The following is a 14,081-nucleotide window of genomic DNA, read 5'->3' on the forward strand; positions in this document are numbered from 1 at the left end:
GCCGGCTTGCCGCCTATCGGCGCGCCAATGACCGAAAAAGAAGAACGCGATCTCACCGAACGCAAGTTTTACCCCGCCGAGCAGGAAGCTGCCTTCTCCGACAAGGCCAGCCCCGACACACCACAGACCCGTGACCCCGCATACCGGCTGGCATTTCGCGATGTCGAATTCCTGCTGCGCGAGGAACTGCGTCCGGTGCGCTTCCAACTGGAGTTGCTGAAGCCCGAAATGCTGCTCGACGAGGCGGGGGTTGGATCGACCCTCGTGATGTACGGCTCCGCCCGCATTCCATCACCCGATCACGCCGCTATGCTGGTCGAGAACGCCTCGCCCGAAAACCGCGTGGTGGCCGAGCGGCTGGCGGCCAAGGCCAAGTACTATGACGAGGCGTACAAGCTTGCACGGATGGTTAGCGAGCGAGCGATCGTCGAGAATGGCGAGCGCCAGTTCGTCATCTGCTCTGGCGGCGGCCCCTCGATCATGGAAGCTGCCAACAAGGGCGCGAACGATGCCGGTGCCGAATCGATCGGGCTCAATATCGTCCTGCCGCACGAGCAGGCGCCCAACGAATATGTCACCCCGCACCTGTCGTTCCAGTTTCACTATTTCGCGCTGCGCAAGATGCACTTCCTGCTCCGCGCGCGGGCGGTGGCGGTGTTCCCCGGCGGGTTCGGCACGTTCGACGAGTTCTTCGAGCTGCTGACCCTGATCCAGACCGGCAAGATGAAGCCGATGCCGATCCTGTTGTTCGGCAAGGATTTCTGGACCCGGGTGATCGACTGGGACGCGTTCGCCGAGGAAGGGACGATCTCCCGCGCCGACCTCGATCTGTTTCGCTGGTGTGAAACCGCCGACGAGGCCTGGGGCCACATCGCAGCGTTCTACGACATCAAGGATTGAGCGCCCGGCTGGTGCGCGCCTCAGGTAGGGGTGCGCACGGCCTGGTGACCAAGCGGACCTGAGCCGTCGCCGAAGCCGGGCGCGTGCTCGATTGCCGCACGTACAAACCGGCGCGCCAGTCGCACCGCGTTGGTCAGCGGCTGCCCGTGCGCGAGCAGCGTCGCCACCGCGGACGACAGGGTGCAGCCGGTGCCGTGCGTGTGGCGCGTTTCGATGCGGGGATCATCGAAGTTGGCGAAGTCCCCGTCCGCCAGCACCAGCATATCGAGCACCCGGTCGCCTTCGGCGTGCCCGCCCTTCGCCAGCACGGCGCAGCTGTGCTGTTCGACCAGCATATGGGCCGCGGCGGCAACCGACTCGTGGGTGCCAACGGGCATTCCGGTTAGCGCGGTCAGTTCCGGCAGGTTGGGCGTAACCAGCGTGGCGATGTCCATCAGCGGGGCGAATGCGGCGATCGTGTCGTCGTCGGCCAGCACCCCGCCGCTGGTGGCGACCATCACCGGATCGAACACGATACTGCCGCTGAAGCTCTTCAGCAGCCGGGCGACCACGTGGGCGATGGCCGGCGAACCGAGCATTCCGATCTTGATCGCATCGGCGCCGATGTCGGACAGGCAGGATTCGATCTGCGCTTCGACCAGTTCCGCCGACAGGGGCACCACGGCTTGCACCCCGCGGGTGTTCTGCGCGGTGATCGCGGTGATTGCAGTCATGCCATAGCCGCCGAGCATGGCGATCGTCTTGAGGTCGGCCTGGATGCCCGCGCCCCCTGAGCTGTCGGACCCGGCGATCGCCAGCACCCGGGGCGGGGCGCTCACGACTGGAATTTCCGCTCGCTGCTCGGCGGAAACTTCGCGTGGAGCGCCTTGGCCCGGGCGGGGCGGTCCATCAGTTCGCCGCTGCAGTTGGGACAACGATCGTCCAGCGCCTCGGCGCATTCCGCGCAGAAAGTACATTCGAAGCTGCAGATGAACGCGCCGGGATGTTCAGCCGGAAGATCCGCGCCGCAGCGTTCGCAGTCGGGCCGCATCTCCAGCATCAGGCGGCCTCGCGCACCGCATCGCAGATCGCATCGACCACCCGCTCGACCTGCGCGGCGTCGTCGCCTTCGGCCATGACCCGGATCAGCGGCTCGGTGCCGGAGGGACGGATCACCAGTCGGCCCTTGCCGGTCAGTTCGCCGTTTGCGTCGGCGATCACCGCCTTGACCCGCGCATCGTCCAGCGGTTTGCCGCCGGAATAGCGGACGTTCTTGAGCAGCTGGGGCACCGGCTCGAATTGATGCAGCAGCTCGCTCGCCCGCTTACCCGATCGCACGAGGCTGGCGAGCACCCGCAGCGCGGCGACGGTGCCGTCGCCGGTGGTCGCATAATCGAGCAGGATCATGTGTCCCGACTGCTCGCCGCCAACGTTGAATCCGCCCGCGCGCATCCGCTCCAGCACATGACGGTCGCCCACTTGGGTGCGCTCCAGTGTCAGACCCTCTCCCGCAAGAAACCGCTCCAGTCCCAGGTTCGACATCACTGTCGCCACTACGCCGCCGCCGCGTAGCGCGTCCTTTTCGCGCATCCTGAGGGCAATCACGGCCATCAGCTGGTCACCGTCGACCGCCTGCCCCTTTTCATCGACGACGATCAGCCGGTCAGCGTCGCCGTCGAGGGCGATGCCGATGTCCGCGCCTTCTTCGACCACCCTGGCCTGCAGGGCCGCGAGAGAGGTGGAGCCGACGTCGCGGTTGATGTTCGTGCCGTTAGGAGCGACGCCGATCGTCACGACCTCCGCGCCCAGTTCCCAGATCGCGCTCGGCGCCACCTGGTAGGCCGCGCCGTGGGCGCAATCGACCACGACCTTGAGGCCGTCGAACCGCAAGTCGCTGGCGACTGATTGCTTGACCGCGTGAATGTAGCGGCCACGCGCATCCTCAATCCGGCGGGCGCGGCCGATCAGCTCGGCTTCGGCCAGCACCGGCTCTGCCTCCAGCAGCGCCTCGATCGCCAGCTCGTCGGCATCGGACAACTTGAAACCATCGGGTCCGAACAGCTTGATGCCGTTATCCTCGAACGGATTGTGGCTGGCGCTGATCATGACGCCCAGATCGGCGCGCATCTCGCGCGTTAGCAAGGCGATCGCGGGGGTGGGCAGGGGGCCGGTCATGATCACGTCCATGCCCACGCTTGTGAAGCCGGCGACCAGCGCGCTTTCCATCATGTAGCCCGACAGGCGGGTGTCTTTGCCAATCACCACCCGGTGGCGGTGGTCGCCACGCAGGAAATGGTGGCCGGCGGCCTGGCCCACCTTCATCGCGACGGCAGCGGTGATCACACCTGCATTGGTGCGCCCGCGAATGCCGTCGGTGCCGAAAAATTTGCGTGCCATATGCGTCCCTTGCTCTGGCTTTGATCTGCAGTCCGCCGCTTTGCCGCCCACCGCGCGCGATGTCACTAGCCTGTGCGGGCGAAGGCGCTACTGTCCGCCGCGATGGATCGGACCAACACCGCACAACCCGCCGCCACGCGCCGCCAGTTGATTACCGTGAGCATCCCCGCCGGGTGGACGCTGGCAGGGTTGATCGCGGGACTTGGGGCCGGCGTGCTGCTGGCGCGAACCGAGGTGGCGGAGCCGGTGCTGGCGTTCGCCGGTCCGGTCGGATCGCTCTGGCTGCGTGCGTTGCAGGTGACGATCGTGCCGCTGGTCGCCGCGCTGCTGGTGATCGGCATCGCGCAAATGGCCCAGGCCGCCCGGGCGGGAGCGGCCGCGCGGCGGATGCTTGGCTGGGTGATCGCGGTGCTGGTGACCTCCGGCGTCATAGGCGTGCTGCTGACGCCGGTGCTGCTGCGCCTGTTTCCGCCGCCCGCCGCCGCCGCCGGGGTGCTGTCCGCAGGGGGCGAGGCGCAGGAAGTGCCGGGGATCGGCGCATTCATCGAATCGCTGGTCGCGCCGAACATCGTCGCCGCTGCGGCGGAAACTGCGATGTTGCCGCTTACCCTGTTCTTCGTCGCCTTCGCGCTCGCCGTGGTGCGCTTGCCGGACGAACAACGCGAGTTGTTGCTGGGGGTATTCCGCGCGCTCGCCAACACGATGCTGCTGATCATCGGCGCGGTGCTGTGGGTTGCCCCTGTGGGTGTGTTCGCCCTTGCGCTGGGGGTCGGCGCGGCCAGCGGCGGCGCGGCATTCGCGACCCTGGCGCACTATATCCTAGTGGTCACGGCGGTCGGCACGACACTGCTGGTTGGCGGCTACTTGCTGGCGTGGCTGGCCGGAGGTATTTCGCCGCTGCGGTTCGGCCGCGCGATGATCCCCGCGCAGGCGGTCGCGCTGTCGACCCAGAGTTCGCTCGCCAGTCTGCCGGCGATGCTCGACAGCGCCGAACGGCTGAAGGTGCGCGAGGAGACCGCCGAATTCGTTCTGCCGCTGAGCGTCGCGATCCTGCGCGCCACCAGCCCGGCGATGAACATCGCGGTGGCGATGTACGTGGCGCACCTTGCCGGCGTGGACCTGACCCCGATGGCGATGATTGCCGGTGTCGCCGTGGCGATCGTGATCGCGATCGGATCGGTCAGCCTGCCGGGCACGATCAGCTTCGTCATCTCCATCGGCCCGATCGCCTTGGCGATGGGGGTTCCGATCGGGCCGCTCGCGTTGCTGGTGGCGGTAGAAATGATGCCGGACATCATGCGCACCATCGCCAACGTGACAATGGACGTGGCGGTCACCACGGCGGTCGATCGGCACCAGCCGGCAGCCGATCCCTCAGACGCGTTGCAACCCTAGCGCGCGCCGCGCATTGGTGTAACGAACCCCCTTGTCATTCACGCCAGCCCTCCACAGGAGACATCCATGGCCTTTGAAGTCACCCCGCTGCCTTATGAACCCACCGCGCTCGACCCCGCGATCAGCGCCGAAACGCTGAGCTTCCACCACGGCAAACATCACAAGGCGTACATCGACAAGACCAACGCCGCGATCGCCGGGACCGATCTGGAGAACGCCGCGCTCGAGAATGTGATCAAGAGCGCGCGGGGCCAGAACCAGGGTCTGTTCAACAATTCCGCGCAGAGCTGGAATCACGGGTTCTACTGGCACTCGCTGACGCCTTCGTCCGGTCAGCCCTCGGAGGAACTGCAGAGCATGATCGACAGCGCCTTCGGCTCGACCGAAGCGCTGGAAACGCAGTTGAAGGAGCGCGGCGTCGGCCACTTCTCCAACGGCTGGGTGTGGCTGATCGAGCGTGGCGGCAAGCTGGAGATCGGCGAAACGCACGATGGCGACACGTTTGCCGATCAGGACGCCAACCCACTGCTGGTCATCGACCTGTGGGAACACGCCTATTACCTCGACCACCAGAACCTGCGGCCGAAGTATCTGGAAGAAGTCGTCGGCGGTAAGCTGAACTGGGCGTTCGCGGCCGAGAACCTCAACCGTGGCACCACCTGGAAGTATCCCTGCTAGGCTGACAACGCTGACGCAATGAGAGCGGCTCGCTGCGTTCGGCGCAGCGGGCCGTTTTGCTATTCAGCGACGGCAGGCGATCCTTCTGCCCTGGGCTCGGCTTCCGGATCGCGCTCGATGAACAGCGGCTCGCCAAAGATGAAGCCGACCAGGTTCGGCCGGCCGACATGGTCAAAAAAGGCGGTCAGCGTCAGCAGGATCGGCACCGAGAGCAGCGCCCCGAACACGCCCCAGATCCACGAGAAATAGCTGAGCGCGATCAGGATCAGTACGGGGTTCATGGTGAACCGCGCGCCCAGGATCGACGGGGTGAAGGCGTTCGATTCCACCGCATGAAGCGACAGATATGCCGCCGCCGGGATGACCCCCACCCATGCCGTGTCTGCGGTGCCCACCCCGTACAGGGCGAGAAGCGCGGTCATCATGAGAGGGCCGATGTATGGCAGGAAGTTAAGTAGCGCCGCGAGGCCGCCCCACATGACCGGCGCGTCGAGGCCGAATGCCCAGGCGCCAAGGCCCACGATCACGCCGACGCAGCCGTTGATCCAGGTGACGGTCAGGATGTAGGCCGCGACCCGGTCTTGCACGTCGCGCACGATCCGCGCGGCTTTCAGGCTGGCGCCCAGATCGGCGCGCTCCAGCATCAGCCGGCGCCGCATCCGCACCCGCGCCTCCACCAGGAAAAAGGTCATCAACAAGGTGAGCAGCGTTTCCAGCACCACGCTGGGAGTCGCATAAGCGAACTGTTCCAGCACCGACGGCGTGGCGACCACCACTTCGTTGCCCGATTGGCCTGTCAATTCGGCCAGCCGGTCGTTGGCGGCGGCAAGCCATGAGAACTGAGCGCGCAGTTCGCTGAACCGCTGGCCGATCTGGTCGATAATCTTGGGCAGGGTGTCGAACAGTGCCAGTGCGGGCTGCAGGATCAGCAGGCCGGCAAGGACTATCCCCGCCAGCAGCACGAGCAGCGCGGTGAGCGAGGCCAGAACATTGGGCAGGCCCCATTCCGCCAGCTTGTCAGCCAGCGGTGCCAGCACGATGGTCAGGATCAACGCCGTGACCAGCGGCAGGAAGACCACCGACCCGATCGACAGCACGAACGGAAGCGCGAGAAACAGTCCCAATCCAAGGATCAGCACCAGCGCGGAAATCAGCCGCAATTCCTGCGCCGCAAAGGTCATTCGCGCGGTACGCATTGCGCGCACGGCCGGTGAGACCTCGACGTGCTCGGACGAGGGCGCATCTTCGCCCCCGCCGGCCACGGGAGGAGTCGGTGCCTTGGTCATGCCCGCCTCATCTGCTGCGAATGGTGTCCGCGATCCTGCCCCTGCGATCAGCGGCGATCAAGCGGACATCAGCGCGTCGGCTCGCTCACGCCGTTGCCGGCGGCGACCTCGTCGAGTTCCTCGAGGATGGCGCGGTGCGCGTTGACGTCGGCGATCGCACGCTGGGGAATGTCTCCCTCGTCCAGCATCGCGGTCAGCGCGGCCCGGGCGCGACCCACGCGGCTCTTGATCGTGCCGACGGCGCAGCCGCAGATTTGCGCCGCTTCCTCGTAGGAAAAGCCGCCCGCGCCGACCAGCAGCAGCGCCTCGCGCCGTTCAGGCGGCAGGGTAAGCAGCGCCCGGCGCATGTCCGACAGGTGGATCGGCTCCTCCTGCCCGGCCGGGGCCGTCAGGATCCGTTCGGCCACCGTTTCATCATAGTCGCCCCTGAACCGGTTCCGGCGCATGTCGGTCAGGTACGCGTTGCGCAGGATCACGAATGTCCAGGCGCGCATGGAGGTGCCGGGTTCGAAGCGTTCCTGCGCGGCCCAGGCCTTGAGCAGGGTTTCCTGCACCAGGTCATCTGCCATGTCAGGACGGCCGCACAAGCCGCGAGCGAACGCCCGCAGGTGCGGCACGACGCCGGTCAGTTCGCGCTTGAAGTCGGCCTTTTGCGAGACCGTCCGCTGCTCGTCGGACATCAGTTCTTGCGGTCCAGCTGGGCCAGCAGTTCGCTGAACTGGTCGGGCAAGGGTTCATCGACAACCGAATCATACAGTTGGCGGAGGCCCGAGGCCCAACCCGGCTTGTCGGTCTTGCCTGGTGTTTGCTGCTTCACGGTCTTGCCATCCTTGCTCGCGGGGTTGCCGCTCGCCCGGCGCGCGTCGCTTTTCGCTTTATTGTCCAATTCCAGCCCCATCCCATTCGACCAACACGAAATCACGGCGCGCGCGTTCACACACACCGAGTTTCGGACCCATGGGCAGGGAACGAAGCTTGCGTGGCTTGGTTCCCTCCACGATGGCCGCGGTGCAGCCAGTATTCACAGGTGTGTTAGTTGGGGGCCGGGTAAGCTTTTTGGAAGAGTCCGATATCCATTCCCGGCGCACCCGGCGCTGGCTGGTTTCCTATCCGCGCGCGACCCCGCTGGCGATCTTCCTGCTGATCGCGGCGATCACGGCGTTGAGCGTGTTTGCCATCGAGCGCGGTGAGTACCGGCGCGAGGAAGCCCGGCTGAGCGAGACTGCCAAGGCGATCGCCTCGGCGATCGAACGGCGCGGCAACACGTCCTCGGCTTATCTCCGCGCGGGCGCTGCATTATTCGGCACGGTCAAGACCGTGCCGCCCAGCCTGTTCCGGCGGTTTGTCAGCGAACTGCGGCTCGACGCGGATTATCGCGGCGCCGAAGGCATCGGCTGGGCGGAAGCGATCTCGCCGGCGCAGCTTGCTACGTACCAGGCGCGGATGGAGACGGAGAGGCCCGGCGCCCGACCGGTGTATCCGCGCCCGGACGGGCGGCTCGGGCAGATGACGCCGATCACATATCTGCTCCCGGATACCGAGCGAAACCGGCGGGCGCTGGGCTTCGACATGTATTCCGATCCAATCCGCCGTGCGGCGATGGAGGAGGCCGAGCGAGCAGTGCGGCCTACTGCCAGCGGGCCGGTGGTGCTGGTGCAGGAAGAGGACGGCCGCCGTTCGACCGGCTTCCTGATATACATGCCCGTGTTCGATCAGGTATCGGAAGCGCGGCGGCTCAAGGGCTTTCTGTACAGTCCGTTCAATGCGCGCGATTTCCTGACCTCTGCGCTGCAGCTCGAGACGCGCAATGACATGGGCATCCGGCTCTATGATGGCGACGCCGATCCGGGGAACCTGCTGGCCGAGATCGCGCCCGACGAACGCACCGGTCGCACGATGACGGAGCGGGTCATGGTCGCAAACCGGCCGATGACCTTGGCGATCGAATCGACCCGCGGCGCATCGCTGTCGATGCTGTCGATGCTGACCCTGCTGTTCGGCCTGCTGGTCGCCAGCTTGTTGATGGTCGTCGCGCGTCTGCTCACCCAGCAAGCGGTCGAGGACCAGGCCTCGCTTGAATGGCTGGCGGAGCAAAACTCGATCCGCGACACGCTGACGCGCGAACTCAACCATCGGGTGAAGAACACGCTCGCTAACGTGCTGTCGATCGTCAGCCTGACACGGCGGCGCGCGCATAGCCTGGATGAATTTGCCGAAGGGCTGGACGGGCGCATCCGCGCGCTGTCAGCCACCCACGACCTGCTGACGCAATCGGACTGGGGGACAACTCCCATCGGGTCGGTCATCGAAGCCGAGCTGACCCCCTATGCCCGGGCGGAAGGGTCGCTGGAGATCGGCGGCCCCCATGTGGAACTGGCGCCGAACGACGCGCTCTCGCTCGGGCTCGCGGTGCACGAGTTGGCCACCAACGCGGCCAAGTACGGCGCGCTGTCGACCGCCGCTGGCAACGTGCGGATCACCTGGGCGCTCGACCGTCCTGACCTCGTCAGCGTGCGGTGGGTCGAAACCGGGGGTCCGCCCGTGCCGCAGGATCGTCCGCGCGGCTTCGGCACCGACCTGATCGAGAAGATCGTGGCGCATGAACTGCGGCACCCGGTGGAGCTGTCCTTCAACCCCGGCGGCGTGTCGTGCACCCTGTACGTACCTGTCCGGGTACGCAGCGAGTTCGAGATCCGCGCCCGCCGCCGATCGGAAGCTGCCGCCAAGGCGAAGTAAGCGCTGAGCGAGGTGAGCGGCCGATACGAAATGAGCGGCCAGTCGCCCGGCCGCTCATCATGTTTCTTCTGGAAGTGGTAGCTCAGCCGAACGGGCGGCTCGATCCGAAGAACAACGCCTGGCTGATGGCCGCGCGTACCGTCGATTCCTGGAACGGCTTGGTCACCAGGTACGTCGGTTCCGGCCGGTCGCCGGTCAGCAGCCGCTCAGGATATGCCGTGATGAAAATCACCGGGACGCTGTCGATCGCCAGGATGTCGTCCACCGCGTCCAGGCCGGAGGATCCATCCGCCAGCTGGATATCGGCGAGCACGAGGCCCGGAGTGCGCTCTGCCACGACTTCCTGCGCTTGGGTGCGGGTCGCCGCGGTGCCGCAGATCTCGTGTCCGAGTGACCGGACGAGGTCTTCGAGCTGCATCGAGATCAGCGGCTCGTCCTCGATGATCAGGACGCTGGTCGAGGACTCGCGATCGATTTCCTGGACCGCTTCCTTGACCATCGATTCCACGTCGGCGGCGCTCATGTCCATCACTTCGGCCGCTTCGGGAATCGAGAAATCCTCCAGCGTCGTCAGCAGCAGTGCCTGGCGATTGAGCGGCGTGATCGTGCGCAAGCGGTCCTGCGCCGCATGCTCATGGTTTGAGCTCGCGGCTTCATCGTCGCTGCCTACTTCCAGGTAAGCGCTGGACCAGACCTTGTTGAACGCCTTGTAGAGCGGCACGCGGCCACCCGAGAGCGAATTTTTCAGCGCGTCGTCGGCCAGCGCAGCCTCAAGCGTGGCGCGCACGAATGCGTCGCCGGTATGTTGTGAACCAGTTAGAGCCCGCGCGTAACGGCGCAGATACGGCAGATTGGCGGCGACTTGATCCCCGAGCGACATGCATTCCCTTCCCGTAAAAGTCTCGCGCGTAAACGGAACGGCGCTGCTATTGTTCCGCTGAAAGTTTGGCAAGCGAAGTCGCCGGTGCCGGTGGGAGAGTCTCCATGCGGACTCAATTGCGGCGGTCGTTCTGACCCACATATCCCCGTCAGCCGGGCATATTAATCAAGCATTTCAAACGCATGTGATAAAAAATCAGCGGTCGACGATTTTTTTCGGGTCCTTGGGAACGCCCAAACGGGTGGATCATTTTATCCTTGTCACCGCCGAGACCCCCCCTCCCGTCCAAGCGGCTGGTGATACGATCCCGAAGGGCCTTCGCTCTCCAAGAGAGCGAAGGCCTTTTTTTTAAGATTTTCTGCGCACGAAATGGCTCGGCTGCCATGCACCGAAAGGATTTCCGCGCGCGCGCCGTCCGCTAAGCGAGCGCTTGCTTGAGCCGGCCCAGCAGGCCGGGGCGAGGCGGTTGGCGGAGCGCCGCGATCAGGTCGTTGTGATCGTACGGCTTGGCAAGCACCGGGCCCAGTTCTGCGATCTCGGGCGGGATGTCCTGCGGTGCGCCGGTCGAAAAGACGATCCGTGGCGGCTTGGGACCGACCGAGTTGACCAGTTCGGCCAACGCCCAGCCATCGTCCCGGTCAGCGAGATGGACATCGAGCACCATCCCATCGGGCCGCGTATCGCGCAGAACCGCCAGCGCCTCCGCTGTCGTGCTGCACATCTTGACCTCGGTAGCGCCGCCATCGAGCAGGGCCTGTTCGATCGCCATCGCGATCAATGGATCGTCTTCCACCAGCAGGACAACGCCCAGCGGGAGGTTCTTGCTCGTTCGTGCCGGACGTCTGGCCACTTCAAATCCCTCACGCTCGGACCGGGCGCGGCGGCCCGACCATCCGTAAAGCCAAACGGCAAGGAACGCGCGGCCGTTCCCCGTTCGCGCTTCACTGTGCCCCGATTGCGCCGCACCGTGTCGCGTTTGCCACGCCCGGCGTCAGAGTGCTTTCTCGTAGATCACGTACGCACGGTTTTCGTGGCCGTTGATGGCATCGGCGATCGCGACCATTCCCTGGTTGTCTTCCAGGATCCAGCCGAATTCGCCCCGGGTGGCGCCGTACCGCCGGATGGCCTCATGCCGGATAGTCTCGATCATCATGAAGGCCAGCTGGCTGGCCGTGCGCGACGCTTGCAGGCGCTTGCGAACGCCCATCAGCGGAACCCGCATCGTGCGCATCCGCGGTTTTCGCAGCCAGAGCAACAGCTTGGCCCAGCCGAACGGGAACAGGCGACCCTTCAGGGGGGCGAGCGCTTCGTTGAGGTCGGGCAAGGTCATCATGAAAGCGACCGGCTCGCCATCGTACTCGGCGATCATGATCAGGTCCTCAAACACGATCGGCCGGAATTTCTTGCCCGCGTAGGCGATCTCCGCCTCGGTAAAGGGCACGAAACCCCAGTTATCCGACCACGCATCGTTGAGGATTTCCAGGATCAGCCGCGCTTCCTCGTCGAACCGCGACTTGTCCACCTTGCGGATGCGGATGCGTGTATTCTTCTCGCCCGCCGCTACGATCCGCTGGATCAGCGGGGGAAAGTCGTTGGTGATGTCGATTTCATAGGTGAGCAGGCGCTTGGTCGGGGAATAGCCACCGCTGCTTTCGATCCACTGGGCATAGCGGGCCGGCTGGTGTCCCATCATCACGGTGGGAGGATGGTCATGGCCGCGCACCAGCTGGCCCGGCTCCTCCCAGACCGACATGCTCAGGGGGGCGAGCACGCGGGTCATGCCCTGATCGCGCAACCAGTCTTCGGCATGACGGATCAGCGCGTGGGCAACGTCCTCGTCCTCGGCTTCAAGCAGGCCCCAGTTGCCGGTGCCGGGCCCCATGCCCTGTTCCGGCGGCTGCGCCACCGCGAGGTGATCGATGTGCGCGGAAATCCGTCCCACAACCCGGCCGCCGTCGCGGGCGATGACCTGGTGGACCGTCGCATGTTCGAAGAACGGGTTCTTGCCCGGGGTGACAAGCTCGATCGCTTCCATCCGCAGCGGCGCAACCCAGTTGGGGTCGGAGCCGTTCAGGCGATAACTGAGATCGACGAATTCGCGCCGGTCGCGCTTGCTGGCGACGGGGGTGAACTCTATCTTGCGCATGGGATCCTCCCGACCTCGTTCATTTCGCATAACGCGCGAAGCGGTTATGGACCCCGCGTGGGTCGGCCGCGCCGGATAGGCTGCGGGACTTGATCGGAAAAGCCAGAAATGACCGCCTCGACTGCTTCCTCACCTGTTCAATCCGCTGGTCCCCCGGCTTACTCCGGTGCGCGCACGGAAGACGACAAGGCGCTGCTGCGCGCGGCAGCCGAACTGACCCGCGACATCAGCACCGCCAAGCCGCACATCTACTGGTCCGACATGCTGCTTTCAGCCGCTGTGGGGTACGCCGCGCTGGCCGGCGCGATCCTGGCCCCCGCATTATGGCAGACCATCGCGCTGGGCGTGATCTCGACGCTGGCGTTGTACCGCGCGTTGCTGTTCATCCATGAACTCACTCACTTGCATCGCAATGCGCTGCCCGGATTTCGGACGACCTGGAACCTGCTGGTCGGCATCCCGATGCTCACCCCGTCGTTCATGTACGAGGACGGGCACACGATCCATCATTCGCGCAAGCGCTATGGCACCCGCGATGACCCGGAATACCTGCCGCTGGCGCTGATGAAGCCGTGGAGCCTGCCTCTGTTCGTGCTGATCGCGTTGCTCGCGCCCATCGGACTGGTGCTGCGCTTCGGCGTGCTCGCGCCGCTTGGCCTGTTCATTCCCGCCCTGCGGCGGGCGAACTGGGCGCGCTTTTCCACTTTGGCCATCAACCCCGAATTCCGCCGCCGCCCGGCCGACCCGCAGAATCGTCGCCGGTTCGCATGGCTGGAAGCGGGTGCCGCGCTATGGGGCATGGCGCTGATCGCCAGCGTCTTTGTGATCGGCTGGCAACCCCTGGTGGTGGCGCTGGCCATCTTCTCAGCCGTGGCGGTGCTCAACCAGTTGCGGACCTTGGTGGCGCACTTGTGGGAAAACGAGGGTGAGGCGATGAGTGTGACTGCTCAGTACCTCGACACCGCGAACGTTCCCCCGCCGGGATGGATCGCTGCCTTGTGGGCGCCGGTGGGTTTGCGGTTCCACGCTCTGCACCACTTGCTGCCGTCGTTGCCGTACCACTCGCTTGGCGAAGCGCACCGGAGATTGACCGCGCACGAAGCGGCCAGCGTTACTTATGGCAAGGCGCACTATCGTGGCATGGCGCCGCTGATCGGGCGGATCGCATCGAGCACCATGCGTGGCCGCCCGCAGCAGGCCGAGCCGGCAGGTGACACCGTCCAGGCAAGCTGAGCGCGCCCCCGGACACACACTCGACCTGAGACGGATACAAGAAAGGGGCCGCCTCCTGAGAGACGGCCCCTTTTGTACGCCGGCCACAAAGGGTCGGGCGTGACGATCGCTTAAGCGATTACTGCGCGGTCGCGGTTGCGGTCGGCGTTGCGCCGGCACCCATCGTCGCACCAGCGTCAACCGAAGCGCCAGCAGCCGGAGCGGCAGTCGTGTCGGTTGCCATCGGGTCGGTCGCCATGGCGGTGTCGGTCGCCATCGGGTCGGTCGCCATCGCGGTGTCGGCAGCCATCGGCTCCGTCATCGTGGTGTCGGCGGCGGCATCGGTTGCGACGGTGTCGGTTTCAGCGTCGCCGCCGCAGGCGGTCAGGGCGAGAGCGGCGATCAGGGGAAATGCAAACTTCTTCATGGGGTCGGACTCCTCGGGATAGTTCCCGGTCAACCGGATAGCGCC

The 14,081-nt window shown here is 65.6% G+C and carries 15 protein-coding genes; 5 read left to right on the plus strand and 10 right to left on the minus strand.

Annotation, left to right across the window (positions count from 1 at the left end; translation table 11 throughout):
• Positions 1-27: 27 nt before the first annotated feature.
• Positions 28-900, plus strand: coding sequence for an LOG family protein (locus C0V74_RS10965; RefSeq protein ID WP_131621839.1), 873 nt, complete (start codon positions 28-30; stop codon positions 898-900).
• Between the two features lie 20 nt (positions 901-920).
• Here the strand turns inward: C0V74_RS10965 and thiD are convergent, their stop codons facing one another.
• The 3 genes from thiD to glmM are packed head-to-tail and all read right to left on the minus strand — an operon-like array spanning position 921 to position 3,276.
• Positions 921-1,718 (minus strand): bifunctional hydroxymethylpyrimidine kinase/phosphomethylpyrimidine kinase, encoded by a 798-nt coding sequence (thiD, locus tag C0V74_RS10970; protein WP_143251786.1) that lies wholly within the window; start codon positions 1,716-1,718, stop codon positions 921-923.
• Positions 1,715-1,939, minus strand: coding sequence for a DUF1272 domain-containing protein (locus C0V74_RS10975; RefSeq protein WP_143251787.1), 225 nt, complete (start codon positions 1,937-1,939; stop codon positions 1,715-1,717). Before C0V74_RS10975 ends, thiD begins: the two co-directional genes overlap by 4 nt.
• The gene (gene glmM, locus C0V74_RS10980; protein WP_143251788.1) at positions 1,939-3,276 is read right to left on the minus strand and encodes a phosphoglucosamine mutase; all 1,338 of its coding nucleotides are present in this window, start codon (positions 3,274-3,276) and stop codon (positions 1,939-1,941) included. The genes C0V74_RS10975 and glmM overlap by 1 nt, the downstream gene beginning before the upstream one ends.
• Before the next feature lie 102 nt (positions 3,277-3,378).
• Between glmM and C0V74_RS10985 the strand changes: the two genes are divergently transcribed.
• Positions 3,379-4,671: a cation:dicarboxylase symporter family transporter gene (locus C0V74_RS10985; protein ID WP_143251789.1), complete on the plus strand. Its 1,293-nt coding sequence runs from the start codon at positions 3,379-3,381 to the stop codon at positions 4,669-4,671.
• Between the two features lie 66 nt (positions 4,672-4,737).
• Positions 4,738-5,349 (plus strand): superoxide dismutase, encoded by a 612-nt coding sequence (locus C0V74_RS10990; RefSeq protein ID WP_143251790.1) that lies wholly within the window; start codon positions 4,738-4,740, stop codon positions 5,347-5,349.
• Positions 5,350-5,408: 59 nt separating this feature from the next.
• Here the strand turns inward: C0V74_RS10990 and C0V74_RS10995 are convergent, their stop codons facing one another.
• The 3 genes from C0V74_RS10995 to C0V74_RS11005 form a co-directional block, all read right to left on the minus strand.
• On the minus strand, positions 5,409-6,635 hold the full coding sequence (locus tag C0V74_RS10995; RefSeq protein ID WP_246844846.1) for an AI-2E family transporter: 1,227 nt from the start codon (positions 6,633-6,635) through the stop codon (positions 5,409-5,411).
• Positions 6,636-6,703: 68 nt separating this feature from the next.
• Positions 6,704-7,315: a sigma-70 family RNA polymerase sigma factor gene (locus C0V74_RS11000; protein WP_131621851.1), complete on the minus strand. Its 612-nt coding sequence runs from the start codon at positions 7,313-7,315 to the stop codon at positions 6,704-6,706.
• Entirely contained in the window at positions 7,315-7,572 is a 258-nt protein-coding gene (locus C0V74_RS11005; protein WP_143251791.1) for a NepR family anti-sigma factor, read from the minus strand. The genes C0V74_RS11000 and C0V74_RS11005 overlap by 1 nt, the downstream gene beginning before the upstream one ends.
• Positions 7,573-7,691: 119 nt before the next feature.
• Here C0V74_RS11005 and C0V74_RS11010 point away from each other — a divergent pair, with 119 nt between their 5' ends.
• The gene (locus C0V74_RS11010; RefSeq protein WP_246844848.1) at positions 7,692-9,371 is read left to right on the plus strand and encodes a CHASE domain-containing protein; all 1,680 of its coding nucleotides are present in this window, start codon (positions 7,692-7,694) and stop codon (positions 9,369-9,371) included.
• A gap of 82 nt (positions 9,372-9,453) precedes the next feature.
• Here C0V74_RS11010 and C0V74_RS11015 read toward each other — a convergent pair whose 3' ends face one another.
• The 3 genes from C0V74_RS11015 to C0V74_RS11025 form a co-directional block, all read right to left on the minus strand.
• Entirely contained in the window at positions 9,454-10,251 is a 798-nt protein-coding gene (locus C0V74_RS11015; protein WP_143251792.1) for a response regulator, read from the minus strand.
• Positions 10,252-10,669: 418 nt separating this feature from the next.
• Complete coding sequence (locus C0V74_RS11020; RefSeq protein ID WP_207912153.1) at positions 10,670-11,101, minus strand: response regulator; 432 nt, start codon at positions 11,099-11,101, stop codon at positions 10,670-10,672.
• 141 nt (positions 11,102-11,242) lie between these two features.
• On the minus strand, positions 11,243-12,397 hold the full coding sequence (locus C0V74_RS11025; protein ID WP_143251793.1) for a GNAT family N-acetyltransferase: 1,155 nt from the start codon (positions 12,395-12,397) through the stop codon (positions 11,243-11,245).
• 108 nt (positions 12,398-12,505) lie between these two features.
• On the opposite strand from C0V74_RS11025, the gene C0V74_RS11030 reads away from it, so the two are divergent.
• Complete coding sequence (locus C0V74_RS11030) at positions 12,506-13,630, plus strand: fatty acid desaturase (protein ID WP_143251794.1); 1,125 nt, start codon at positions 12,506-12,508, stop codon at positions 13,628-13,630.
• Between the two features lie 118 nt (positions 13,631-13,748).
• Here the strand turns inward: C0V74_RS11030 and C0V74_RS11035 are convergent, their stop codons facing one another.
• On the minus strand, positions 13,749-14,036 hold the full coding sequence (locus C0V74_RS11035) for a hypothetical protein (protein WP_207912154.1): 288 nt from the start codon (positions 14,034-14,036) through the stop codon (positions 13,749-13,751).
• Between the last annotated feature and the right edge of the window lie 45 nt (positions 14,037-14,081).

Origin of the sequence: Altererythrobacter sp. TH136 (genome assembly GCF_007065885.1) — a bacterium.
In the GTDB taxonomy this organism is placed as follows: Bacteria; Pseudomonadota; Alphaproteobacteria; order Sphingomonadales; family Sphingomonadaceae; genus Tsuneonella.

Coding starts and splice junctions, on each gene's coding strand:
- C0V74_RS10965 (WP_131621839.1), top strand. CDS start 28: ATGACCGAAAAAGAAGAACGCGATCTCACCGAACGCAAGTTTTACCCC.
- C0V74_RS10975 (WP_143251787.1), bottom strand. CDS start 1,939: ATGCTGGAGATGCGGCCCGACTGCGAACGCTGCGGCGCGGATCTTCCG.
- glmM (WP_143251788.1), bottom strand. CDS start 3,276: ATGGCACGCAAATTTTTCGGCACCGACGGCATTCGCGGGCGCACCAAT.
- C0V74_RS10985 (WP_143251789.1), top strand. CDS start 3,379: ATGGATCGGACCAACACCGCACAACCCGCCGCCACGCGCCGCCAGTTG.
- C0V74_RS10990 (WP_143251790.1), top strand. CDS start 4,738: ATGGCCTTTGAAGTCACCCCGCTGCCTTATGAACCCACCGCGCTCGAC.
- C0V74_RS10995 (WP_246844846.1), bottom strand. CDS start 6,635: ATGACCAAGGCACCGACTCCTCCCGTGGCCGGCGGGGGCGAAGATGCG.
- C0V74_RS11000 (WP_131621851.1), bottom strand. CDS start 7,315: ATGTCCGACGAGCAGCGGACGGTCTCGCAAAAGGCCGACTTCAAGCGC.
- C0V74_RS11015 (WP_143251792.1), bottom strand. CDS start 10,251: ATGTCGCTCGGGGATCAAGTCGCCGCCAATCTGCCGTATCTGCGCCGT.
- C0V74_RS11025 (WP_143251793.1), bottom strand. CDS start 12,397: ATGCGCAAGATAGAGTTCACCCCCGTCGCCAGCAAGCGCGACCGGCGC.
- C0V74_RS11030 (WP_143251794.1), top strand. CDS start 12,506: ATGACCGCCTCGACTGCTTCCTCACCTGTTCAATCCGCTGGTCCCCCG.
- C0V74_RS11035 (WP_207912154.1), bottom strand. CDS start 14,036: ATGAAGAAGTTTGCATTTCCCCTGATCGCCGCTCTCGCCCTGACCGCC.